The sequence below is a fragment of the Streptomyces sp. WM4235 genome (assembly GCF_001279725.1).
In the GTDB taxonomy this organism is placed as follows: Bacteria; Actinomycetota; Actinomycetes; order Streptomycetales; family Streptomycetaceae; genus Streptomyces.
In genome coordinates this window covers 77,017-100,529 of record NZ_LGDE01000057.1, presented here as the reverse complement: position 1 = coordinate 100,529, position 23,513 = coordinate 77,017, and the positions used below count along the sequence as shown (strand labels likewise).

Below are 23,513 nucleotides of genomic sequence, written 5' to 3'. Positions count from 1 at the left end.
GCGCGGGGCGGTTGGACAGGGAGATACGACAAGGTGGCAGCACCGAAGAAGGGCCGGCGGCCCACGGGGGCTCAGGGGAGGCCGGGGCGTGCCCTGGCGATCATCCTGATCGCGATGGTGGCGCTCACCGCGGGGATGTTCCTCTCCAAGCAGACGACTCCCCGACTGGGCATCGACCTCGCCGGTGGTACGAGCATCACGCTCAAGGCGAAGAGCGAGCCCGGCAAGCCGGACGCGATCAACGAGACCAACATGAACACCGCGGTCGGCATCATCGACCGCCGTGTCAACGGTCTCGGCGTGTCGGAGGCCGAGGTCCAGACGCAGGGCCGCGACCACATCATCGTGAACATCCCCAAGGGAGTGAACGAGCAGCAGGCGCGCGAGCAGGTCGGTACCACCGCCCAGCTCTACTTCCGCCCGGTCCTGGCATTCACCCCCAGTGAGCCGGCCACGCCCAACGCCACGCCGAAGCCGTCCGGCAGCCCGTCCGCGAAGCCCTCCGGCAGTCCGTCCGCGAAGCCCTCCGCGAGCGGTTCCGGCGCCCCCAAGGCCCAAGACGGCAAGCCGTCGGCCACCCCGTCGTCCAGCGCCACTTCCCAGGGCCGCGCGCTCAGCGAGGGCCTCAAGGCCCCGAGCGCCCCCTCTCCCACGCCGTCGGCGAGCGGGTCGAAGAAGGCAGACGACAACAAGGCCACCACCCCGGCCACCACCCCGGCACCGGTCCCGTCGGGCGCCGATGCCGCCGTGGCCGACCTGCAGGCCAAGTTCGCGGCGCTGAACTGCGCCGACCCGGCGCAGCGCGCCGAGGCCGGCAAGGGCGCCAAGCCCGAGGACCCGATGGTCGCCTGTGGCGACCGCGGCAAGTGGGTGCTCGGCCCGGCCGCCGTGAACGGTCAGGACATCGACAAGGCCAAGGGCGAGATCAACCCGCAGACCAGCGAGTGGATCGTCACGATGCAGTTCACCGACAAGGGCGCGGACAAGTTCGCCAAGATCACCGGTGAGCTCGCCACCAAGCAGATGCCGCAGAACCAGTTCGCGATCGTGCTCGACGGCTCGGTGATCTCCGACCCGTCCGTGAGCCAGGCGCTGACCGGCGGCAGCGCCGAGATCTCCGGTGGTGGTTTCAACCAGGAGTCCGCCACGGACCTGGGCAACATGCTCTCGTACGGCGCCCTGCCGCTCTCCTTCCAGGAGGACAGCGTCACCACCGTCACCCCCGCGCTCGGCGGCGAGCAGCTGAAGGCCGGTCTGATCGCCGGCGCCATCGGCCTGCTCCTCGTGGTGATCTACCTGCTGGTCTACTACCGGGGCCTGGCGTTCATCGCGATCGTCAGTCTCCTGGTGTCCGCGATCCTCACCTACACGATCATGGCGCTGCTCGGAAAGGGCATCGGGTTCGCGCTGAACCTGCCCGCCGTCTGTGGTGCCATCGTCGCGATCGGCATCACGGCGGACTCGTTCATCGTGTACTTCGAACGCATCCGTGACGAGATCCGTGAGGGACGCACCCTGCGCCCGGCCGTGGAGCGCGCCTGGCCGCGGGCCCGGCGCACCATCCTGGTCTCCGACTTCGTGTCGTTCCTCGCCGCCGCGGTGCTGTTCATCGTCACCGTCGGCAAGGTCCAGGGCTTCGCCTTCACGCTGGGTCTGACCACCCTGCTCGACGTGGTCGTGGTGTTCCTCTTCACCAAGCCGATCATGACCCTGATGGCCCGTACGACGTTCTTCTCCAGCGGCCACCCGTGGTCCGGGCTGGACCCGAAGCGGCTCGGCGCCAAGCCCCCGCTGCGCCGGTCCCGCACCGGTACCGGTGCGGGTGCCGCCACCGTGTCCGCCCCCGTCGACTCGAAGGAGGCGTGAGAGATGTCGAAGCTGGGAGATCTCGGCGCCAGGCTGTACCGCGGTGAGGTCGGCTACGACTTCGTCGGCAAGCGTTTCCTCTGGTACGGCGTTTCCATCCTGATCACCATCACGGCGATCGTGGCCCTGGCCGTTCAGGGCCTCAACATGGGCATCGAATTCAAGGGCGGTGCCGTCTTCACCACCCCGAAGCCGGCCGCCTCCGTCGCCCAGACGACGGAGATCGCGGAGAAGGCCTCCGGGCACGACGCGATCGTCCAGGAGCTCGGCACCGGCGGCATGCGCATCCAGATCTCCGGTCTGGACACCGCCGCCGCCGCCGACGTGAAGAAGGACCTGGCGGCCGAGCTGAAGGTGCCCGCCGGCGACATCAACGCGGACCTGGTCGGCCCGAGCTGGGGCGAGCAGATCGCGAACAAGGCCTGGACCGGCCTCGCCATCTTCATGGTCCTCGTGGTGATCTACCTCGCCATCGCCTTCGAGTGGCGGATGGCGGTCGCCGCGCTGGTCGCGCTGATCCACGACCTCACCATCACCGTCGGGGTGTACGCGCTCGTCGGGTTCGAGGTCACGCCGGGCACCGTGATCGGTCTGCTCACGATCCTCGGTTACTCCCTCTACGACACCGTCGTCGTCTTCGACGGTCTCAAGGAGGGGTCGAAGGACATCACCAAGCAGACCCGCTACACCTTCAGCGAGGTCGCCAACCGCAGCATCAACGGCACGTTGGTCCGCTCGATCAACACCACCGTCGTGGCGCTGCTCCCGGTCGGGGCCCTGCTCTTCATCGGCGGCGGCTTCCTGGGCGCGGGCATGCTCAACGACATCTCGCTGTCGCTGTTCGTCGGTCTCGCGGCCGGCGCGTACTCCTCGATCTTCATCGCGACCCCGCTGGTCGTGGACCTGAAGGAGCGCGAGCCGTCCATGAAGGCCCTCAAGAAGCGGGTGCTCGCCAAGCGGGCCGCCGCGGCGGCCAAGGGCGAGTCCGTCGACGGGGGCCAGGCCTCCGAGGGCTCCCCGCAGGTCGTGGCCCAGGGCCAGGCCGAGGGCCACGGACGGCGGCGCCGATGACCGCGTGCGCACCCGAGGTCCGCGAGCTGCTGCTCAGCCGGATCAAGGACGTCCCGGACTATCCGAAGCCGGGAGTGATGTTCAAGGACATCACCCCGCTGCTGGCCGACCCGAAGGCCTTCGCGGCCCTGACGGACGCGCTGGTGGACCTCGCGGCCCGGTACGGCGCGACGAAGATCGTCGGGCTGGAGGCGCGCGGATTCATCCTGGCGGCCCCGGTGGCCGTCCAGGCCGGGATCGGCTTCGTGCCCGTCCGCAAGGCCGGGAAGCTGCCCGGAGCGACGCTCTCGCAGTCGTACGAGCTGGAGTACGGGACCGCGGAGATCGAGGTCCACGCCGAGGACCTGTCGGCCGGTGACCGGGTCATGGTCATCGACGACGTCCTGGCGACCGGCGGCACGGCCGACGCCTCGCTCTCGCTGATCCGGCGCGCCGGCGCCGAGGTCGCCGGCGTGGCGGTCCTGATGGAACTGTCGTTCCTGCCGGGCCGCGCCCGGCTGGAGCCGGGCCTCGACGGCGCTCCGCTGGACGCGCTGATCGTGGTCTGACCCTTCTGTCACACGGAGCGGGCGGTGTACCGGGGCGACCCGGTACACCGCCCGCTCCGGCTTTGCGGGGGCGCGCGGCGCACTCCACCGCGGTCCCCTCGCGTGCGAACGCCGGCGGATCCGGGCGTGCCCGGGCGGCGGCGGGGGAGCCGGGGCCGAGGGGAACGAGCCGGCGCAACCCTCGCTACCATGGGTTATCCGGACCTGACCGGGGCACCGGATCCGCTTGAGGAGCGCTCTTGCCAGACGAGGTCCAGCCAATCTCCGCCGCGCAGCCCGACCCGCAGCCCGAGGAGGCCGCGGCGGCCGCAGCCACGCCCCCGCCGGCCCCGCCGGTCAAGCCCGCTCCGGCGAAGCCGGCCGGGTCCTCCAACCGGGTGCGCGCCCGGCTCGCGCGCCTCGGCGTACAGCGTTCCAACCCGTACAACCCGGTACTGGAACCCCTGCTCCGCATAGTCCGCGGCAACGACCCGAAGATCGAGTCGGCGACGCTGCGTCAGATCGAGCAGGCGTACCAGGTCGCGGAGCGTTGGCACCGGGGCCAGAAGCGCAAGAGCGGCGACCCGTACATCACGCACCCGCTCGCGGTGACCACGATCCTCGCCGAGCTGGGCATGGACCCCGCGACGCTGATGGCGGGCCTGCTGCACGACACGGTCGAGGACACCGAGTACGGGCTGGACCAGCTCAGACGCGACTTCGGCGACGCCGTCGCGCTGCTCGTCGACGGGGTCACCAAGCTCGACCGGGTCAAGTTCGGCGAGGCCGCCCAGGCCGAGACCGTGCGCAAGATGGTCGTCGCCATGGCCAAGGACCCCCGGGTCCTGGTCATCAAGCTCGCGGACCGCCTGCACAACATGCGCACCATGCGCTACCTCAAGCGGGAGAAGCAGGAGAAGAAGGCCCGCGAGACGCTGGAGATCTACGCGCCCCTGGCCCACCGGCTGGGCATGAACACGATCAAGTGGGAGCTGGAGGACCTCGCCTTCGCGATCCTCTACCCCAAGATGTACGACGAGATCGTGCGTCTGGTCGCGGAGCGGGCGCCCAAGCGCGACGAGTACCTCACCGTCGTCACGGACGAGGTGCAGACCGACCTCAGGGCGGCCCGCATCAAGGCCACCGTCACCGGCCGGCCCAAGCACTACTACAGCGTCTACCAGAAGATGATCGTGCGCGGTCGCGACTTCGCGGAGATCTACGACCTGGTCGGCATCCGGGTCCTGGTGGACACCGTCCGGGACTGCTACGCGGCCCTCGGCACCGTGCACGCGCGATGGAACCCGGTCCCCGGCCGGTTCAAGGACTACATCGCGATGCCCAAGTTCAACATGTACCAGTCGCTGCACACGACGGTCATCGGGCCCAGCGGCAAGCCGGTCGAACTCCAGATCCGCACGTTCGACATGCACCGCCGCGCCGAGTACGGCATCGCCGCCCACTGGAAGTACAAGCAGCAGACCGTCGCCGGCACCTCCAAGGTGCGCACCGACGTGCCGCAGGCGGCCAAGGGCAGCGCGGGCCAGGACACCGTCAACGACATGGCGTGGCTGCGGCAGCTGCTGGACTGGCAGAAGGAGACCGAGGACCCGGGCGAGTTCCTGGACTCGCTGCGCTTCGACCTCTCCCGCAACGAGGTCTTCGTCTTCACGCCCAAGGGCGATGTCATAGCGCTGCCGGCGGGCGCCACCTCGGTGGACTTCGCGTACGCCGTGCACACCGAGGTCGGTCACCGCACGATAGGGGCGCGGGTCAACGGGCGGTTGGTGCCGCTCGAATCGACCCTCGACAACGGCGACCTGGTCGAGGTGTTCACCTCCAAGGCCGAGGGCGCCGGACCCTCCCGGGACTGGCTGGGCTTCGTCAAGTCCCCGCGGGCCCGCAACAAGATCCGGGCCTGGTTCTCCAAGGAGCGCCGCGACGAGGCGATCGAGCACGGCAAGGACGCCATCGCGCGGGCCATGCGCAAGCAGAACCTGCCCATCCAGCGGATCCTGACGGGAGACTCGCTCGTCACCCTGGCGCACGAGATGCGCTACCCCGACATCTCCTCCCTCTACGCGGCGATCGGCGAGGGCCACGTGGCCGCGCAGGGCGTCGTCCAGAAGCTGGTGCAGGCCCTCGGCGGCGAGGAGGCCGCCAACGAGGACATCGAGGAGAGCATCCCGCCGGCGCGCGGCAAGTCCAAGCGCCGCGCCAACGCCGATCCGGGCGTGGTCGTCAAGGGCGTGGACGACGTCTGGGTCAAGCTGGCCCGCTGCTGCACCCCGGTGCCGGGCGACCCCATCATCGGGTTCGTCACGCGGGGCAGCGGCGTGTCCGTGCACCGCGCGGACTGCGTCAACGTGGACTCCCTCTCCCAGCAGCCCGAGCGGATGCTGGAAGTCGAGTGGGCGCCCACCCAGTCCTCCGTCTTCCTCGTCGCCATCCAGGTCGAGGCGTTGGATCGGTCACGACTGCTGTCCGACGTCACCCGGGTCCTGTCGGACCAGCACGTCAACATCCTGTCGGCGGCCGTGCAGACCTCGCGCGACCGGGTGGCCACCTCCCGGTTCACCTTCGAGATGGGCGACCCGAAGCACCTCGGGCACGTCCTGAAGGCCGTACGCGGCGTCGAGGGCGTCTACGACGTCTACCGCGTCACCTCGGCCCGCCGGCCGTAGCCCGCGGCGCCCGGGGCCGAACACCGAACGGGCACCACCGGAGGATTCCGGTGGTGCCCGTGTCCACGTGTCGAGCCGGCGTCAGCCGCCGAACTCCTCCAGGCCCTTGAGTGCCTGGTCCAGCAGCGCCTGACGGCCCTCCAGCTCCCGGGAGAGCTTGTCGGCCCGCGCGTTGTTGCCCGAGGCCCGCGCCGCGTCGATCTGCCCGCGCAGCTTGTCGACCGCCGCCTGCAACTGCCCCGTCAGACCGGCCGCACGCGCCCGGGCCTCCGGGTTCGTACGCCGCCACTCGCCTTCCTCGGCCTCCTGGATGGCCCGCTCCACGGCGTGCATCCGACCCTCGACCTTGGGACGGGCGTCGCGCGGTACGTGGCCGATGGCCTCCCAGCGCTCGTTCAGGGAGCGGAAGCCGGCACGGGCCGCCTTCAGGTCCGTGATCGGGACGAGCTTCTCGGCCTCGTCGGCCAGCTCCTCCTTGAGCTTCAGGTTCTCCGTCTGCTCGGCGTCGCGCTCGGCGAAGACCTCGCTGCGAGCGGCGAAGAAGACGTCCTGCGCACCGCGGAAACGGTTCCACAGGTCGTCCTCGGACTCGCGCTGCGCCCGACCCGCCGCCTTCCAGCTCTCCATCAGCTCGCGGTAGCGCGCGGCCGTCGGACCCCAGTCCGTCGACTTCGACAGCGACTCGGCCTCCGAGACCAGCTTCTCCTTGGCCTTGCGGGCGTCCTCGCGCTGCGCGTCGAGCGAGGCGAAGTGCGCCTTGCGACGCTTGGAGAAGGCGGAGCGGGCGTGGGAGAAGCGGTGCCACAGCTCGTCGTCCGACTTGCGGTCGAGTCGCGGCAGGCCCTTCCAGATGTCCACCAGGGCGCGCAGCCGCTCACCGGCACTGCGCCACTGGTCGCTCTGCGCCAGCTCCTCGGCCTCGACGACCAGGGCGTCCTTGGCCGCACGGGCCTCGTCCGCCTGCCGGGCCTTCTGGACCTTGCGCTCCTCGCGCCGCGACTCCACGGTCGCGACCAGCTTGTCCAGCCGGACGCGCAGAGCGTCGAGGTCACCCACGACGTGGTGCTCGTCCAGCTGCGTCCGCAGATGGTCGATCGCCGTCTGGGCGTCCTTGGCGGACAGATCGGTGGTCCGCACCCGCCGTTCGAGGAGGCCGATCTCGACCACCAGGCCCTCGTACTTGCGCTCGAAGTAGGCCAGGGCCTCCTCAGGGGTGCCGGCCTGCCACGAGCCGACGACCTGCTCGCCCTCGGCGGTACGCACGTACACGGTGCCGGTCTCGTCGACTCGGCCCCACGGGTCGCTGCTCACAGCGCCTCCTCCACCTGATGCCTTGCGAGGGGTTCACCCCCTGGGCATCGTCCACAGTTTCCTGGGGCGGGCCGCGCCCGCCCTGCACAACGCCAACATAGGCGACCGCCGGGCCGGCTGTCCGCATCCCGCACGACGGAATATCGACGCGCGGGCGGTGGGCCGGCCGGGTTCGGGCCGCCGTCGCTCGGTCCTCGGTCAGTTCTTGGTGACGACGCCCTTCTCGATGGTCACACCGTTCTTCGGGGCCCCGTCCTGGGCCCCGTCGGCGGTTCCCGCCTTGGCGATCCCCTCCAGGACCTTCAGGCCGGCCGCGTCGATCTTGCCGAAGGGCGTGTACGAGGGAGCCAGCGGGCTGTCCTTGTAGACGAGGAAGAACTGGCTGCCGCCGCTGCCCGGCTGACCCGTGTTCGCCATCGCCACCGTGCCGGCCGGGTAGACGACCTGACCCTGGGCATTCGGCTTGCCGAGGGAGTCGAGGTTCTCGTCGGGGATCGTGTAGCCGGGGCCGCCCGTCCCGGTGCCCTCGGGGTCGCCGCACTGGAGCACGAAGATCCCGCCGGTCACCAGGCGGTGGCACTTGGTCTTGTCGAAGAATCCCTTGTCGGCGAGCGACTTGAACGAGTTGACGGTCTGCGGGGTCTTCGCCGCGTCCATCTCGAACTTGATGGCGCCCGCGTTCGTCTTCAGGTCGAAGGTGTACTTCGCCTTCTGGTCGATCGCCATGGCCGGCGGCGACTGCTTGGGCGAGGGCGAGGACGACGGAGTGTCCGTCGGGTCGGTCGCCTTCGTGTCCTTCGAATCGAAGACGCCTCCCACCACCAGGCCGATCAGCGTGGCGGCCACCACGGCCACCGCCGCACCGATCACCGCCATGTTGCGGCGCGCCTTGCGCCGGGCCGCGGCCCGGTTCGCCTGCTGGCGCTCGTACTTCTCCCTGGCGAGCTGTCGCCGACGCTGATCGCTCGTGACCACCGGTCGTCTCCTTGTACGTCTCTGGTACCGCTGTCCGGGCTGGGCTAGGCCGTACCGTATATGGGTTCGCTGTGTAATGAGCGGCGCCGGTAGGCTCTGAGCAGCGGTATTTCCATCCGCGGCCGCTTCCGTGGCTCCCATCGGACGACGATTGAGGACGAACGTGCTGATTGCCGGGTTCCCCGCCGGGGCCTGGGGGACCAATTGCTATGTGGTCGCCCCCGCCGCCGGTGAGGAGTGCGTGATCATCGACCCGGGCCACCAGGCCACCCAGGGCGTCGAGGACACGCTGAGGAAGCATCGGCTCAAGCCCGTCGCGGTCGTCCTCACCCACGGCCACATCGATCATGTGGCCTCGGTGGTTCCGGTGTGCGGAGCGCACGACGTGCCGGCCTGGATCCACCCCGCCGACCGCTACATGATGAGCGACCCGGAGAAGGCCCTCGGCCGGTCCATCGGGATGCCGCTCATGGGCGAGTTGACCATCGGCGAGCCGGACGACGTCCGGGAACTGGCCGACGGCGCCGCCCTGAGATTGGCCGGGATGGACTTCTCCGTGGCTCACGCGCCCGGGCATACCGAGGGGTCGGTGACGTTCAGGATGCCCGAGGCGGCCGACATCCCGCCGGTCTTCTTCTCGGGCGACCTGCTCTTCGCCGGCTCCGTCGGACGCACCGACCTGCCCGGCGGCTCCCACGCCGAGATGCTCCGGTCGCTGGCCCGCGTGTGCCTGCCGCTGGACGACTCGACGGTGGTGCTGTCCGGCCACGGTCCCCAGACCACCATCGGGCGCGAACGCGCGACCAACCCGTACCTGCGGGAAGTCGCCGCCGGCGGCCCGGACCGCGCAGACGGCACCGCCGCTCCACGACGAGGAATGTGACGAGACTTTCGTGAGCACCTTCAAGGCCCCCAAGGGCACGTACGACCTGATCCCGCCGTACTCGGCCAAGTACCTGGCGGTCCGCGAGGCCATCTCCGGCCCGCTGCGGAAGTCGGGCTACGGATACGTCGAGACCCCCGGTTTCGAGGACGTGGACCTCTTCGCCCGCGGTGTCGGTGAGTCCACCGACATCGTGACGAAGGAGATGTACACCCTCACCACCAAGGGCGGCGCCAACCTGGCGCTGCGCCCGGAGGGCACCGCCTCGGTGCTGCGCGCGGCGCTGGAGGCCAACCTGCACAAGGCCGGCGGCCTGCCGGTCAAGCTCTGGTACTCCGGCTCGTACTACCGCTACGAGCGCCCCCAGAAGGGTCGTTACCGCCACTTCTCGCAGGTCGGCGCCGAGGCGATCGGCGCCGAGGACCCGGCGCTGGACGCCGAGCTGATCATCCTCGCCGACCAGGCGTACCGCTCGCTGGGCCTGCGCGACTTCCGCATCCTGCTGAACTCGCTGGGCGACGCGCAGTGCCGTCCCGTCTACCGGGAGGCCCTCCAGGAGTTCCTCCGAGGGCTGGACCTGGACGAGGAGACCCTGCGCAGGGCGGAGATCAACCCGCTGCGCGTCCTCGACGACAAGCGGGCGGACGTACAGAAGCAGCTGGTCGGCGCGCCGCTGCTGCGGGACTACCTGTGCGAGGCGTGCAAGGCGTACCACGCGGAGGTCCGTGAGCTGATCACCGCCGCCGGCGTGATCTTCGAGGACGACGAGAAGCTGGTGCGCGGCCTCGACTACTACACGCGGACCACCTTCGAGTTCGTCCACGACGGTCTGGGCTCACAGTCGGCGGTGGGCGGCGGAGGCCGCTACGACGGCCTGTCCGAGATGATCGGCGGTCCCGCGCTGCCCTCGGTCGGCTGGGCGCTGGGTGTGGACCGCACGGTCCTGGCACTCGAGGCCGAAGGCATCGAGCTGGACATCCCGCCCGCGACCAGCGTCTTCGCGGTCGCCCTGAGCGACGGGGCCCGCAAGCTGCTGTTCGGGGCCGTCACCGAACTGCGCAAGGCAGGCGTCGCGGCGGACTTCTCGTACGGATCCAAGGGCCTCAAGAGCCACATGAAGAACGCCAACCGGTCGGGTGCCGTGCTGACCCTCGTCGCCGGCGAGCGCGACCTCGCCGAGGGCGTCGTCCAGCTGAAGGACATGGAGTCCGGGGAGCAGACGGCCGTCGCCGTCGCGGACCTCGTCGACACCGTCCGGGCGCGCCTGGCCTGACCGAGGCCGCCCGAGGGGGCGGGGCCGGGGACCGCTTCCCCGGCCCCGCCCCCTCGTGTGTTCCCGGGACGCGGGCAGGGCCCGGAGCCCCTCGGGCCGGCCTCCTTACGCCCATCGAACGGTGGGCGCACAGCCCCGTACGGCACAATGGCCGGTCCTTGACGACCTTGCAGATGTGGAGCGGGCGGGTATGACGACAACAGGTGCTGACGCGGACGCCGCCCGGACCCACGGCGGCAGCCGGGCCCTGGCGCTCCTTCTGGTGATCACGGGAGCGGCCGGACTGCTCGCCGCCTGGGTGATCACCATCGACAAGTTCAAGCTGCTGGAGGACCCGAACTTCACGCCGGGGTGCAGCCTCAACCCGATCGTCTCCTGCGGCAACATCATGAAGAGCGACCAGGCGTCCGTCTTCGGGTTCCCCAACCCGATGCTGGGGCTGGTCACCTACGCGATCGTGATCTGCGTCGGGATGAGCCTGCTCGCCGGGGCCCGCTTCCGGCCCTGGTACTGGCTCACCCTGAACGCCGGCACCCTCTTCGGCGTCGTCTTCTGCACCTGGCTGATGTACCAGTCGCTGTACAACATCAACTCGCTGTGCCTGTGGTGCTGCCTGGCCTGGGTCGCCACCATCGTCATGTTCTGGTACGTCACCTCCCACAACGTCCGCCAGGGGTTGCTGCCCGCCCCGGGGTGGCTGAAGGCCTTCTTCGACGAGTTCACGTGGGTCGTGCCCGTGCTGCACGTCGGGATCATCGGCATGCTGATCCTGACCCGCTGGTGGGACTTCTGGACCTCCTGAGCCCTCGGAGGTCTCCTGAGCCCGACGGCCGTGTCGGTGGGCTCGCATAGGCTTCCCGTGTGGAACCAGATCTCTTCACCGCCGCAGCCGAGGACCGCCAGGAGAAGGACCCGTCGAGTTCTCCGCTCGCCGTCCGGATGCGTCCGCGCACCCTGGACGAGGTCGTCGGCCAGCAGCACCTGCTGAAGCCCGGCTCGCCGCTGCGCCGCCTCGTCGGCGAGGGCGCCGGGGGACCGGCCGGAGCCTCGTCGGTGATCCTCTGGGGACCGCCCGGCATCGGGAAGACCACCCTCGCGTACGTGGTCAGTCAGGCGACGCGGAAGCGGTTCGTGGAACTGTCCGCGATCACGGCGGGCGTGAAGGAGGTCCGGGCCGTCATCGAGGGCGCCCGACGCGCGGCCGGCGGGTACGGCAAGGAGACCGTCCTCTTCCTCGACGAGATCCACCGCTTCAGCAAGGCCCAGCAGGACTCCCTGCTCCCGGCCGTGGAGAACCGCTGGGTGACCCTCATCGCGGCCACCACGGAGAATCCGTACTTCTCGATCATCTCCCCGCTGCTGTCGCGCTCCCTGCTGCTGACGCTGGAACCGCTGACCGACGACGACCTGAGCGCCCTGATGAAGCGGGCGCTGGAGGAGGAACGGGGCCTGGGCGGGGCCGTCACCCTGTCGGCCGACGCGGAGGCCCACCTGCTGCGCATCGCCGGCGGCGACGCCCGGCGGGCCCTGACGGCGCTGGAGGCGGGGGCCGGATCGGCCATCGCCAAGGGCGAGGAGGAGATCACCCTCGAAACCGTCGAGGAGGCGGTCGACCGGGCGGCCGTGCGCTACGACCGGGACGGCGACCAGCACTACGACGTGGCGAGCGCCCTCATCAAGTCCATCCGCGGCTCCGACGTGGACGCGGCGCTGCACTACCTGGCACGGATGATCGACGCGGGGGAGGACCCCCGGTTCATCGCGCGGCGCCTGATGATCTCCGCGAGCGAGGACATCGGTCTGGCGGACCCCACCGCCCTGCCGTTGGCCGTGGCCGCGGCCCAGGCCGTGGCCATGATCGGTTTCCCGGAGGCGGCCCTGACCCTGTCGCACGCCACGATCGCGCTGGCCCTGGCACCCAAGTCGAACACCGCCACGACCGCGATCGGCGCCGCGCTGGCCGACGTACGGGCCGGGCTGGCGGGCTCCGTCCCGACGCACCTGCGCGACGGCCACTACAAGGGGGCGGCGAAGCTCGGTCACGCCGTCGGGTACGTCTACCCGCACGACGTTCCCGGCGCCATCGCCGCGCAGCAGTACGCGCCGGACGAGATCCACGGCAAGCGGTACTACGAGCCGACCCGGTACGGCGCAGAGGCGCGGTACGCGGACGTGGTGGAGAAGGTCCGCGAGCGCCTGCGCGGGTCGTAGCGGTCGCCGCGCCGGGCAGCCGCCTAGGCTCCGGGGCATGGGACGTCGGGCTCCGCTCATCGCCGTCGCGGCCGTGCTGCTGGCCGCCGGATGCCACCACGGGGACGGCGAGAAGAGCCCCGCCGGCATCGCGGCGCTCGTCTCGGGGGCGCCGCTCACGAGCCCCGGCTTCCCGCCGACCGCGCGGGAGGCGGCCGACCGGCTGGCCGGGCTCAAGGTCGAGTGGGGCAGGAACTGGCAGACCTACAAGCGGGAGAACTTCGGCCGCTACTGGTCGGACGAGACCGACGCCCTCGGCGGCCGCAACGGCTGCGACACCCGCGACGACGTGCTGCGCCGGGACCTCAAGGAACTCCGGGAGGGTGACCGCAACCCGTGTGTGGTGCTCTCCGGAGTACTGCACGACCCGTACACCGGCAAGGAGATCCCCTACACCTACCGCCGCGCCTCCGGGATCGAGACGGACCACGTCGTCGCGCTGGGCGCCGCCTGGCGGGGCGGGGCCCACGCGTGGACGCCGCGACGCAGGCTGGAGTACGCCAACGACCTGAACGTCCTGCTCGCCGTGGACAAGCAGACCAACCAGGACAAGGGCAGCAGGACCGCCGACAAGTGGAAGCCGCCGCGGCGGGCGTACCGGTGCGAGTACGCCCGGCGCTACACCGGCATCAAGGCGACGTACGGGCTGTCCGTGACCCCGCCGGAGAAGGCCGCCCTCGTCGAGATGCTGGCGACCTGCCCTCAGGGGTGACCGGCCGCCGAGAAGAGCGTGTGCATCGCCCGGCGCAGACCGCAGATGTCCGATACCGGCTCCGGGAAGTCGAAGCGGGCGTCGAAGGCGCGGGAGGGGTCGCCGCCCGCGAAGCGCACGCGCAGCCCCAGCCGGTCGAGGGCCAGCGGGACCGCCTTCATGCCCTGCGCCTCGCGTGTGCCGAGCAGCCCGCACAGGTCCGCGATCCGGTCGCCGTGGGCGGCGGAGAGGTGCTGGAGGAGTTCCGTCTCGTGGGCGACCATCGGGTCCGGCTCCGCCGCCGCCAGGTCGTCCGGGTCCACCTGCTCCGCGCCCCACAGGTCGTCCACCGAGACCTCGCCGACCTCCAGGCGGAGCATCATCCAGGCCGGGCGGCCCGAGTACGGGGCGTCCAGGGACTCGGACATGCCGAGCAGCTCGCCCACCGGACGGCGCTCCGCGAGCAGCGCGGCACAGGCCGGTCGGTCGTCCCCGCGCACCGGCGTCAGCCACCCGGCGAGCCACGCGCGGCCTCGGATACGATGGGGCACGGACACCGGCGCCACATCCGTGATCTCGATCACGGCGGTGAGGTCGTCGTCCTGGGCGTGAGCGGCTGCCCTGGCAGCCGCGGATTCCCCTGAAACAAGGAGAATCACGTCCCCGTCCGGGGTGACGGTCCGAGCGGCCGGCAGCCCTGTCCCGAACTCCTCCTGGTCGAAAGCACCCGGGAGCGTGAGGGATACTGAGGCGTTGGACTCTACGAGGGTTCGTACGCGTTCGGCTCCGGTGAGCTGCCGAACGCCTTCCCTGGGACGCGGCTGACCTTGCTTATCGTCGTCGAAAGCAGATTCCGTTTCGTTGGAATCTGAACTTCGACGCGCACTGGGCAGGGGGATCCCATGTGGTCGAGACATTACGTCCTCCTCGCTAAGGTAAGCCTCACCTAACTTACATGGAGGTAGGTTCCACGTGAACCAGAAGCGACCCAAGGTCAAGAAGTCGCGTGCCCTCGGCATTGCGCTGACCCCGAAGGCCGTCAAGTACTTCGAGGCCCGCCCCTACCCGCCGGGCGAGCACGGCCGTGGCCGCAAGCAGAACTCGGACTACAAGGTTCGTCTGCTGGAGAAGCAGCGTCTGCGCGCTCAGTACGACATCTCTGAGCGTCAGATGGCCCGCGCGTACGACCGCGCCAAGAAGGCCGAAGGCAAGACGGGCGAGGCGCTTGTCGTCGAGCTCGAGCGTCGCCTCGACGCCCTGGTTCTGCGTTCGGGCATCGCCCGCACCATCTACCAGGCCCGCCAGATGGTCGTTCACGGCCACATCGAGGTCAACGGTGGCAAGGTCGACAAGCCGTCGTTCCGTGTCCGCCCGGACGACGTCATCACGGTGCGCGAGCGCAGCCGCGAGAAGGTTCCGTTCCAGGTTGCCCGCGAGGGTGGCTACGCAGGCGAGGGCGAGACCCCCCGTTACCTGCAGGTCAACCTGAAGGCCCTGGCCTTCCGCCTGGACCGCGACCCGAACCGCAAGGAAATTCCGGTCATCTGCGACGAGCAGCTCGTCGTCGAGTACTACGCCCGCTGATTCGGCGGACGTAGCCTCACAGGCTGGTCAGCCCGCCGGTTCCCCCTTGGGGGAGCCGGCGGGCTTCCTGTTGTCCGCGCCCGCCCCCGCGCGGCCCGCCGTCCGGGTGGGCATCGTACGAGGCCTCGGCAGCGCGGCCGCGGGAGCAGGCTGCGGCCCCCGCAACGCCCGTTCCACCAGCGCTTCCGAGGACAGGGCCCGCCCGTGCCGGGCGCCGGCCGCGTAGTGCTCGGTGCCGATCAGCTCGCCCGCGCGCTCCAGGCACATCAGCCGGGGCGCGTTGAAGTACCCCGAGCCGAAGAGCCGCAGCCCGACCCCGTCCCACATCGGCTCGGCCGCGCCCTGGAGCACCGCCGCCTCCGTCGGATGCCCCTCCGTCACCGTGACCAGGGCCAGCAGCTCGATCGCGAGGACCAACCCCACCAGGTCCCGGAACGCGTGGTTGATCTCCACGCACTCGGTCAGCAGTGACCGCGCCCGCCCCGTGTCCCCGGCGTCGAGCGCCGCGTACGCCAGCACGTACAGCGCGTACGCCTTCGTCCAGAGCTCCCCGCGCTCCTCGCAGATCTCCCGGACCTCCTCGCACAACGAGAGCGCGCCGGCCGGCTCCCCCAGGAAGGCCAGCGACATCGCCAGCTCCACCTGGCACATCAACACGTTGCTGTTCAGCTCACCGGCCTCCCGGTAGCGCTCCAACGCCGTGCCCAACAGCTCCCGGGCCCGCGTCATGTCGTCCGAGACCAGGGCCAGACAGCCCAGGCGGTGCACCGCGTACGCCGCGGCCACCGGGTTCCCGGTGCGGGCCGCGCCGTCCCGGCACTCGTACAGGGCGCTCATCGAGGCCACCGGGTCGCCCTGGAGGGCGGCGACGTACCCCAGCACCCAGAGCGCCTTCAGCCGCGAGTTCTCGTACTCCGGGCCCGGAACGTGCTCCAGCGTGCGGTCCAGCCAGTGCCGGCCCTCGGTGAGCCGGCCGCAGCCCGCCCAGTAGAACCAGAGGGTGCCCGTCAGGTACTGGCCCAGATGCAGCTCCTCCGGTTCGTCGAGGCAGCACTCCAGGGCCAGCCGCAGGTTCGGCAGCTCGGCCTCCACCAGCGCGGCCACCTCCCGCTGACGCGGACTGAACCAGTCCAGCTCGCACCAGGTCGCCAGCCCCATGTACCAGTCCCGGTGCCGTCGCCGCAGCCGCCCGGCGTCGCCCAGCGACTCCAGCCAGCCCGCGCCGTACAGCCGCACGGTCTCCAGCATCCGGTAGCGCACCCCGGCCGGGGTCTCCTCCTTCACCAACAGCGACTGGGTCAGCAACTCCCCGACCAGGTCCAGCACGGACTCCACCGGCAGGTCCCGACCGGCGCACACGTACTCGGCGGCGTCGAGGTCGAACTGCCCGGCGAAGACCGAGAGCCGCGCCCACAGCAGGCGCTCCGGCGGCGTGCACAGCTCGTGGCTCCAGCCGATCGCCGTACGCAGCGTCCGGTGTCGCGGCAACGCCCCGCGCGCCCCGCCCGTCAGCAGGGCGAACCGGTCCGCCAGCCGGGCCGACACCTGCTCCGGAGCCAGCGCGCGCAGCCGGCCCGCCGCCAGCTCCAGCGCCAGCGGGATCCCGTCGAGCCGCTCGCACAGCCCGATCAGCGCCGCCCGGTTGGCGTCCGTCACCTCGAAGGCCGGGTCGAGGGCCGACGCCCGGCTCGCCAGCAGCGCCAAGGCCTCCTCGGCGACCGGCGGGGCCAACGGGAAGACCAGCTCCCCGTCCACCTCCAGCGGACGTCGCCCCGCAGCCAGCACCCGCAGACCGGGGGAGCGGCGCAGCAGCTCCCGGACCAGGACCGCGCACTCGTCGACCAGCTGCTCGAACCCGTCCAGGACCAACAGCAGTCGGCGCTCCGCCAGGTGCTCGGTCAGGACGGTCCGCAGCGGTCGGGTGGTGTGGTCGGTCAGGCCGAGCGCCTCGGCGACGGTGAACTCCAGGTATGCCGGATCCCGCACGCAGGAGAGCTCCGCCCACCACACGCCGTCGCAGTAGCGTTCCTGCTCGGCCGGGGTTCCGGACGCCTCCAGCTCGTGGGCGGCCGCCAGCACCAGCCGGGACTTGCCCACGCCCCCGACCCCGGTCACCGTCACGAGTCGCGAGGTCCCGAGGAGCCGTTCCAACCCGTCGAGTTCGTCACCCCGGCCGACGAACTCGCTCAGCTCCGAGGGAAGATTGCCCCAGGTCCTGTTTCGAAGGGGTCTCTGTCGCATGGGACACGGAGAGTACTGGTCCGGACGCGCCCCGTACAAGGCGGACTCCGAGGCTCCGGAATTCCGGTACGGGCGGGGATCTCCGGCGCGATAGGGTCGGACGACGACCTTTATACGTGGCGATCGATGTGCAGAGAGTGGTGCGAAGTGTCCGGTGGAGAGGTGGCCGGGATCCTCGTGGCCGTCTTCTGGGCCATTCTGGTCTCCTTCCTCGCCGTGGTGTTGGTGAGGCTGGCCCAGGTCCTGAAGGCGACCACCAAGATGGTGGCCGACGTGACCGAACAGGCGGTCCCGCTGTTGGCCGACGCCTCCACGACCGTCCGCTCCGCCCGCACCCAGCTCGACCGGGTCGACGCCATCGCGAGCGACGTCCAGGAAGTCACCTCCAACGCCTCCGCGCTGTCCTCGACCGTCGCCTCCACCTTCGGCGGCCCCCTGGTCAAGGTCGCCGCCTTCGGCTACGGGGTCCGCAAGGCGCTGGGCAAGAACACGGACGGCGCGCCGAAGAAGACATCCCGACGTACCGTGATCGTCGGCCGTACGGTGCCGACGCCCCGGCGCCGGAAGCAGAAGGGCTGAGACCTCCGATGTTCCGCCGAGCCTTCTGGTTCACCGCCGGCGCCGCCGCCGGCGTGTGGGCCACCACCAAGGTCAACCGACAGCTGAAGAAGCTGACACCGGAGAGCCTCGCCGCGCAGGCCGCCGACAAGGCGGTGGAGGCGGGTCACCGCCTCAAGGACTTCGCCCTCGACGTCAAGGCGGGAATGACGCAGCGCGAGGACGAGCTGAACGACGCATTGGGGCTCCACCAGGACCCCGACCGGCCCGACAACGTCACCGCCCTCCCCGGGCCGCGACGGCTGCGGGCCCTGGAGAACGACCAGACCACCCACCGCACGAACCACTCGGCGGCCGGGTACAACCGGAATGAGGACCACTGATGGAGTCGGCTGAAATCCGCCGCCGCTGGCTGAGCTTCTTCGAGGAGCGCGGTCACACCGTTGTCCCTTCGGCGTCGCTCATCGCGGACGACCCGACTCTGCTGCTGGTCAACGCGGGCATGGTCCCCTTCAAGCCGTACTTCCTCGGCGAGACCAAGCCCCCGGCCCCGCGGGCCACGAGCGTGCAGAAGTGCGTCCGCACCCCGGACATCGAAGAGGTCGGCAAGACCACCCGCCACGGCACGTTCTTCCAGATGTGCGGCAACTTCTCCTTCGGGGACTACTTCAAGGAAGGCGCCATCAAGTACGCCTGGGAGCTGCTCACCGGCTCCGTGGCGGACGGCGGCTACGGCCTCGAACCCGAGAAGCTCTGGATCACCGTCTACCTCGACGACGACGAGGCCGAGACGATCTGGCGCGACGTGGTCGGCGTCCCCGCCGAGCGCATCCAGCGCCTGGGCAAGAAGGACAACTTCTGGTCCATGGGCGTCCCCGGACCCTGTGGCCCGTGCTCGGAGATCAACTACGACCGCGGCCCGGAGTTCGGCGTCGAGGGCGGCCCCGCCGTCAACGACGAGCGCTACGTGGAGATCTGGAACCTGGTCTTCATGCAGTTCGAGCGCGGCGCCGGCGACGGGAAGGAAGACTTCCCGATCCTCGGCGACCTGCCGTCGAAGAACATCGACACCGGTCTCGGCCTCGAACGTCTCGCCATGATCCTGCAGGGCGTGCGGAACATGTACGAGACCGACACCCTGCGCGTGGTCATGGACAAGGCCACCGAGCTCACCGGCGTCCAGTACGGGGCCGCCCACGGCACCGACGTCTCGATGCGCGTGGTCGCCGACCACATCCGCACCTCGGTGATGCTCATCGGTGACGGCGTGACCCCCGGCAACGAGGGCCGCGGCTACGTGCTGCGCCGCATCATGCGCCGCGCCATCCGCAACATGCGCCTCATGGGCGCCACCGGTCCCGTCGTCCAGGAGCTCGTGGACGTCGTGATCGACACGATGGGGCAGCAGTACCCGGAGCTGGTCACCGACCGCAAGCGCATCGAGACCGTCGCCCTCGCCGAGGAAGCCGCCTTCCTGAAGGCCGTCAAGGGCGGCACGAACATCCTCGACACCGCCGTGAGCGAGACCAAGGCCACCGGCGGCACCGTCCTCTCCGGCGACAAGGCGTTCCTGCTCCACGACACCTGGGGCTTCCCGATCGACCTCACCCTGGAGATGGCCGCCGAACAGGGCCTCTCCGTGGACGAGCCCGGCTTCCGCCGCCTGATGCAGGAGCAGCGCGACCGCGCCAAGGCCGACGCCAAGGCCAAGAAGACCGGCCACGCGGACATGTCCGCCTACCGGGAGATCGCCGACGGCGCCGGAGCCACCGAGTTCACCGGCTACGCCACCAACCAGGGCGAGTCCACGATCGTCGGCCTGCTGGTCAACGGCGTCTCCGCGCCCGCCGCCTCCGAGGGCGACGAGGTCGAGATCGTCCTCGACCGCACCCCCTTCTACGCCGAGGGCGGCGGCCAGCTCGCCGACCAGGGCCGGATCAAGCTCGACTCCGGCGCCGTCGTCGTCATCCGCGACGTACAGCAGCCCGTCCCGGGCGTCTCCGTGCACAAGGGTTCCGTCCAGGTCGGCGAGGTGACGGTGGGCGCCTCGGCGTACGCCGCCATCGACGTCAACCGCCGCCGGGCCATCGCCCGCGCCCACTCGGCCACGCACCTGACGCACCAGGCGCTGCGCGACGCCCTCGGCCCGACGGCCGCCCAGGCCGGTTCCGAGAACTCGCCCGGCCGCTTCCGCTTCGACTTCGGCTCCCCGAACGCCGTCCCCGGCACGGTCCTCACCGACGTCGAGCAGAAGATCAACGACGTGCTCTCGCGCGAGCTGGACGTCACCGCCGAGATCATGAGCATCGACGAGGCGAAGAAGCAGGGCGCCATCGCCGAGTTCGGCGAGAAGTACGGCGAGCGGGTGCGCGTCGTGACCATCGGCGACTTCTCCAAGGAGCTGTGCGGCGGCACGCACGTCGGCAACACGGCCCAGCTGGGCCTGGTGAAGCTGCTCGGCGAGTCGTCCATCGGCTCCGGCGTGCGCCGCGTCGAGGCCCTCGTGGGCGTGGACGCGTACAACTTCCTCGCCAAGGAGCACACGGTCGTCGCCCAGCTCCAGGAGCTGGTCAAGGGCCGTCCGGAGGAGCTGCCGGAGAAGATCGCCTCCATGCTCGGCAAGCTGAAGGACGCCGAGAAGGAGATCGAGAAGTTCCGCGCGGAGAAGGTCCTCCAGGCCGCCGCCGGTCTCGCCGCCGGCGCCCAGGACGTACGGGGCGTCGCGCTCGTCACCGGCCAGGTGCCGGACGGCACCGGCGCCGACGACCTGCGCAAGCTCGTCCTCGACGTGCGCGGCCGGCTCGCCCAGGCGCCGGGGCAGGGCGACCGCCCGGCCGTCGTGGCCCTGTTCACCGTGGCGGGCGGCCGCCCGCTGACGGTCATCGCCACCAACGAGGCCGCCCGCGAACGCGGCCTCAAGGCCGGTGACCTGGTGCGCACCGCCGCCAAGACCCTCGGTGGTGGCGGCGGCGGCAAGCCCGACGTCGCCCAGGGCGGCGGTCAGAACCCGGCCGCCATCGGCGACGCCGTCGCGGCCGTCGAGCGGCTCGTGGGCGAGACCGCCCGATGACACTGCGCCGCGGCCGCCGGCTGGCCGTCGATGTCGGTGACGCCCGGATCGGGGTTGCCTCGTGCGACCCCGACGGGGTGCTGGCCACACCGGTGGAAACCGTGCCGGGACGGGACATCCCCTTCGCCCACCGGCGGCTGCGGCAGCTCGTCGCGGAGTACGAGCCCCTCGAAGTCGTGGTCGGCCTTCCCCGCTCGCTCAGCGGGCGGGAGGGGCCGGCCGCGGTCAAGGTGCGTGCCTTCGCGAACGAACTGGCCAAGGGCATCAAGCCGGTGACGGTCCGTCTCGTGGACGAGCGGATGACCACGGTCACCGCAGCCCAGGGGCTACGGGCGTCCGGGAAGAACGCGAAGAAGGGGCGCTCGGTCATCGACCAGGCGGCCGCCGTCGTGATCCTGCAAACCGCTCTTGAGACCGAACGGGTATCGGGTAATCCGCCCGGCGAGTGCGTCGAAGTGGTTGTCTGATCGCGATACGGTAACGTTCCGCGCGATGTGGCGGCATTCGAACAGCCGTCGCCCACCACTTCAGAGGCGGAACCGGGTGCCGCGGCAACGAAGCCGCTGCCTCCGTCTCGCGGCTCTAGGGGATCGATGACTGAGTATGGCCGGGGCCGCACCCCCGAACCGTGGCACCCCGAGGACCCCCTGTACGGGGACCAGGGGTGGACCGGGCATCCGGTCCAACAGGGTCAGACGCCTTACGACACCGGCGCTCAGGAGCAGTACCAGCAGCAGCCGCCGCAGCATCCGGACCCCCAGACCGGCCCGCCCTCGTACGCGGATCCGCAGTACCGGCAGCAGTACGCGCAGCAGCAGTACCCGCAGGCGCAGTACCCGGACCCGCAGTACCAGGACCCGCAGCAGTACCCGAACCAGCAGCAGTACCCGCAGCAGGGATACCCCCAGCAGCAGCCCGCCCAGCAGCAGGGCGGGCAGCAGCTTCCCCCGCAGCAACCCCACCAGCAGCAGCCCCAGGGGCCTCAGCAGCCGTACGGCGACCAGGTCTGGGACACCGGCCAGGGCCAGTACGTCCCCGGGCCCGCGACGGTGGACCCGTACGCCGGCGTGGACCCGTACACCCAGCAGAACGCGGGCGCCTACCCCGGCGAGGCCCCCGACCTGTACAGCACCCCCGACGCCTACCCGCCGCCGCGGCCGCCGGGCCGGCGGCACCTGGAGCCCGAGCCCGGGGCCGAGGCACAGGACGGCGACCTCCTGACGGAGGAGCGCGAGGAGGAGGACGTCGCCGGCGGCGACCCCGACGGGTCGGGCGGCGGGCGCAGGTCGGGCCGTTCGAAGGACACGACGAAGCGCAGCGGCGCCGCGTGCCTGATCGCCGCCCTCGTGATCGTGGGCGTCGTCGGCGGGGGCGGCTACTACGGCTACACCTACCTCAAGGGCAAGTTCAGCTCCGCCGCGGACTTCGCCGGCACGGGCAACGACGAGACCGTCGACGTGGAGATCCCCAAGAACGCGGGCCTGATGCTCATGGGCCAGCTCCTCAAGAAGGCGGGCGTCGTGGCCAGCGCGGAGGCCTTCGCCGCCGCCGCCGAGGCCAACCCCAAGGGCAAGTCCATCCAGCCGGGCGTCTACTCCCTCAAGAAGGAGATGTCCGCCAGGTCCGCGGTCGAGATCATGCTCGACCCCTCGGCCCTGAACGTGCTCACGATCCCCGAGGGCAAGCGCAACTTCGAGATCTACACCCTGATCGACAAGAAGCTCTCCCTCAAGCCCGGCACCACGAAGGACGTGGCGACCAAGGAGTCCAAGAACCTCGGCCTGCCGGACTGGGCCAACTCCAACAAGGACATCAAGGACCCGCTGGAAGGCTTCCTCTACCCGGCCCGCTACGACCTGGGCAAGGACATGAAGCCGGAGGCCCTGCTCAAGCAGATGGTCGCCAAGGCGAGCCAGGAGTACGCGAACGCCGACGTCAAGGGCCAGGCCACGAAGATGGGCCTGAAGAACCCCCTCGAACTCGTCACCGTCGCGAGCCTCGTCCAGGCCGAGGGCAAGTACCAGCACGACTTCGACAAGATCTCGCGCGTGGTCTACAACCGCCTCAAGCCGGGCAACACCGAGACGAACGGTCTGCTCGACTTCGACTCCACGATCAACTACATCAAGGGCCAGAGCACCCTCGACGTCGGTTCGGTCAAGGAACTGCGCCAGATCGCCGACCCCTACAACACGTACAAGATCGTGGGTCTGCCCGCGGGTCCGATCAGCAACCCGGGCGCCGACGCGCTCAAGGCGGCGACGAACCCGGAACCCGGCCCCTGGTACTACTTCGTGTCCGTCAACGAGAACAAGACGCTGTTCGCCGTCACCAACGACGAGCACAACGTCAACGTCGAGGAATACGAGAGGGAGCGCAAGAAGTCGGGCCAGTAGTCCGACCGTTCGCGACGCCTTCGCACCCGGTCCCCGCCGTCCCCGGACGGCGGGGACCGGGTGTCCTCGTCGCCCCAAGGGCTGCTGTACTGTCTCTCGCGCCCGGGCACCGGCCCGGTCGCCCGCGCGCGTG

At 70.4% G+C, this 23,513-nt stretch carries 19 protein-coding genes; 15 read left to right on the top strand and 4 right to left on the bottom strand.

Annotated elements, in window-relative coordinates; all coding sequences use genetic code 11:
* Positions 1-33: 33 nt before the first annotated feature.
* The 4 genes from secD (at position 34) to ADK55_RS07335 (ending at position 6,148) form a co-directional block, all read left to right on the top strand.
* A complete protein-coding gene (gene secD / locus ADK55_RS07350) occupies positions 34-1,866 on the top strand; it encodes a protein translocase subunit SecD (protein ID WP_078998594.1) in 1,833 nt (610 codons plus the stop codon).
* Between the two features lie 3 nt (positions 1,867-1,869).
* Positions 1,870-2,937, top strand: a complete 1,068-nt coding sequence (gene secF / locus ADK55_RS07345) for a protein translocase subunit SecF (RefSeq protein ID WP_053676647.1) — start codon at positions 1,870-1,872, stop codon at positions 2,935-2,937.
* A complete protein-coding gene (locus ADK55_RS07340) occupies positions 2,934-3,485 on the top strand; it encodes an adenine phosphoribosyltransferase (RefSeq protein ID WP_053676646.1) in 552 nt (183 codons plus the stop codon). Before secF ends, ADK55_RS07340 begins: the two co-directional genes overlap by 4 nt.
* 239 nt (positions 3,486-3,724) lie before the next feature.
* Positions 3,725-6,148: a RelA/SpoT family protein gene (locus ADK55_RS07335; protein WP_053676645.1), complete on the top strand. Its 2,424-nt coding sequence runs from the start codon at positions 3,725-3,727 to the stop codon at positions 6,146-6,148.
* An 81-nt stretch (positions 6,149-6,229) separates the two neighbouring features.
* Here the strand turns inward: ADK55_RS07335 and ADK55_RS07330 are convergent, their stop codons facing one another.
* Together ADK55_RS07330 and ADK55_RS07325 are read right to left on the bottom strand one after the other, a co-directional pair.
* Complete coding sequence (locus ADK55_RS07330) at positions 6,230-7,459, bottom strand: DUF349 domain-containing protein (RefSeq protein WP_053676644.1); 1,230 nt, start codon at positions 7,457-7,459, stop codon at positions 6,230-6,232.
* A gap of 198 nt (positions 7,460-7,657) precedes the next feature.
* Entirely contained in the window at positions 7,658-8,434 is a 777-nt protein-coding gene (locus tag ADK55_RS07325; RefSeq protein ID WP_053676643.1) for a peptidylprolyl isomerase, read from the bottom strand.
* Positions 8,435-8,597: 163 nt separating this feature from the next.
* Here ADK55_RS07325 and ADK55_RS07320 point away from each other — a divergent pair, with 163 nt between their 5' ends.
* The 5 genes from ADK55_RS07320 (at position 8,598) to ADK55_RS07300 (ending at position 13,552) form a co-directional block, all read left to right on the top strand.
* Positions 8,598-9,317 carry an MBL fold metallo-hydrolase gene (locus ADK55_RS07320; protein ID WP_053676642.1) on the top strand — a complete coding sequence of 240 codons (720 nt, stop codon included), beginning with the start codon at positions 8,598-8,600 and terminating at the stop codon, positions 9,315-9,317.
* Between the two features lie 10 nt (positions 9,318-9,327).
* A complete protein-coding gene (hisS, locus tag ADK55_RS07315; protein ID WP_053676641.1) occupies positions 9,328-10,590 on the top strand; it encodes a histidine--tRNA ligase in 1,263 nt (420 codons plus the stop codon).
* Between the two features lie 190 nt (positions 10,591-10,780).
* Positions 10,781-11,392: a vitamin K epoxide reductase family protein gene (locus ADK55_RS07310; RefSeq protein ID WP_053676640.1), complete on the top strand. Its 612-nt coding sequence runs from the start codon at positions 10,781-10,783 to the stop codon at positions 11,390-11,392.
* A 59-nt stretch (positions 11,393-11,451) separates the two neighbouring features.
* On the top strand, positions 11,452-12,801 hold the full coding sequence (locus ADK55_RS07305) for a replication-associated recombination protein A (RefSeq protein WP_053676639.1): 1,350 nt from the start codon (positions 11,452-11,454) through the stop codon (positions 12,799-12,801).
* Positions 12,802-12,838: 37 nt separating this feature from the next.
* The gene (locus ADK55_RS07300; RefSeq protein ID WP_053676638.1) at positions 12,839-13,552 is read left to right on the top strand and encodes an HNH endonuclease family protein; all 714 of its coding nucleotides are present in this window, start codon (positions 12,839-12,841) and stop codon (positions 13,550-13,552) included.
* On the opposite strand, the gene ADK55_RS07295 is transcribed toward ADK55_RS07300, so the two are convergent.
* Positions 13,543-14,448, bottom strand: a complete 906-nt coding sequence (locus tag ADK55_RS07295) for a DUF2470 domain-containing protein (protein WP_107089116.1) — start codon at positions 14,446-14,448, stop codon at positions 13,543-13,545. The two genes, ADK55_RS07300 and ADK55_RS07295, sit on opposite strands and share 10 nt — an antisense overlap.
* A 55-nt stretch (positions 14,449-14,503) precedes the next feature.
* On the opposite strand from ADK55_RS07295, the gene rpsD reads away from it, so the two are divergent.
* Positions 14,504-15,115 carry a 30S ribosomal protein S4 gene (gene rpsD / locus ADK55_RS07290; protein WP_030294564.1) on the top strand — a complete coding sequence of 204 codons (612 nt, stop codon included), beginning with the start codon at positions 14,504-14,506 and terminating at the stop codon, positions 15,113-15,115.
* 27 nt (positions 15,116-15,142) lie between these two features.
* On the opposite strand, the gene ADK55_RS07285 is transcribed toward rpsD, so the two are convergent.
* The gene (locus ADK55_RS07285) at positions 15,143-17,356 is read right to left on the bottom strand and encodes an ATP-binding protein (protein ID WP_053676637.1); all 2,214 of its coding nucleotides are present in this window, start codon (positions 17,354-17,356) and stop codon (positions 15,143-15,145) included.
* 126 nt (positions 17,357-17,482) lie between these two features.
* On the opposite strand from ADK55_RS07285, the gene ADK55_RS07280 reads away from it, so the two are divergent.
* The 5 genes from ADK55_RS07280 to mltG all read left to right on the top strand — a co-directional run bounded on the left by ADK55_RS07280 (position 17,483) and on the right by mltG (position 23,380).
* Positions 17,483-17,935, top strand: coding sequence for a DUF948 domain-containing protein (locus ADK55_RS07280; RefSeq protein WP_078998593.1), 453 nt, complete (start codon positions 17,483-17,485; stop codon positions 17,933-17,935).
* 8 nt (positions 17,936-17,943) lie between these two features.
* Positions 17,944-18,297 (top strand): DUF6167 family protein, encoded by a 354-nt coding sequence (locus ADK55_RS07275; RefSeq protein WP_053676635.1) that lies wholly within the window; start codon positions 17,944-17,946, stop codon positions 18,295-18,297.
* Entirely contained in the window at positions 18,297-20,984 is a 2,688-nt protein-coding gene (alaS, locus tag ADK55_RS07270) for an alanine--tRNA ligase (RefSeq protein WP_053676634.1), read from the top strand. Before ADK55_RS07275 ends, alaS begins: the two co-directional genes overlap by 1 nt.
* Complete coding sequence (gene ruvX / locus ADK55_RS07265) at positions 20,981-21,451, top strand: Holliday junction resolvase RuvX (RefSeq protein WP_053676633.1); 471 nt, start codon at positions 20,981-20,983, stop codon at positions 21,449-21,451. Before alaS ends, ruvX begins: the two co-directional genes overlap by 4 nt.
* Before the next feature lie 126 nt (positions 21,452-21,577).
* Positions 21,578-23,380, top strand: a complete 1,803-nt coding sequence (mltG, locus tag ADK55_RS07260; RefSeq protein ID WP_053676632.1) for an endolytic transglycosylase MltG — start codon at positions 21,578-21,580, stop codon at positions 23,378-23,380.
* Positions 23,381-23,513: the final 133 nt, after the last annotated feature.

Coding starts and splice junctions, on each gene's coding strand:
- mltG (WP_053676632.1), top strand. CDS start 21,578: ATGACTGAGTATGGCCGGGGCCGCACCCCCGAACCGTGGCACCCCGAG.
- ADK55_RS07340 (WP_053676646.1), top strand. CDS start 2,934: ATGACCGCGTGCGCACCCGAGGTCCGCGAGCTGCTGCTCAGCCGGATC.
- ADK55_RS07275 (WP_053676635.1), top strand. CDS start 17,944: ATGTTCCGCCGAGCCTTCTGGTTCACCGCCGGCGCCGCCGCCGGCGTG.
- ADK55_RS07280 (WP_078998593.1), top strand. CDS start 17,483: ATGTGCAGAGAGTGGTGCGAAGTGTCCGGTGGAGAGGTGGCCGGGATC.
- alaS (WP_053676634.1), top strand. CDS start 18,297: ATGGAGTCGGCTGAAATCCGCCGCCGCTGGCTGAGCTTCTTCGAGGAG.
- ADK55_RS07310 (WP_053676640.1), top strand. CDS start 10,781: ATGACGACAACAGGTGCTGACGCGGACGCCGCCCGGACCCACGGCGGC.
- ADK55_RS07295 (WP_107089116.1), bottom strand. CDS start 14,448: ATGTCTCGACCACATGGGATCCCCCTGCCCAGTGCGCGTCGAAGTTCA.
- ADK55_RS07285 (WP_053676637.1), bottom strand. CDS start 17,356: ATGCGACAGAGACCCCTTCGAAACAGGACCTGGGGCAATCTTCCCTCG.
- ADK55_RS07300 (WP_053676638.1), top strand. CDS start 12,839: ATGGGACGTCGGGCTCCGCTCATCGCCGTCGCGGCCGTGCTGCTGGCC.
- secF (WP_053676647.1), top strand. CDS start 1,870: ATGTCGAAGCTGGGAGATCTCGGCGCCAGGCTGTACCGCGGTGAGGTC.
- ruvX (WP_053676633.1), top strand. CDS start 20,981: ATGACACTGCGCCGCGGCCGCCGGCTGGCCGTCGATGTCGGTGACGCC.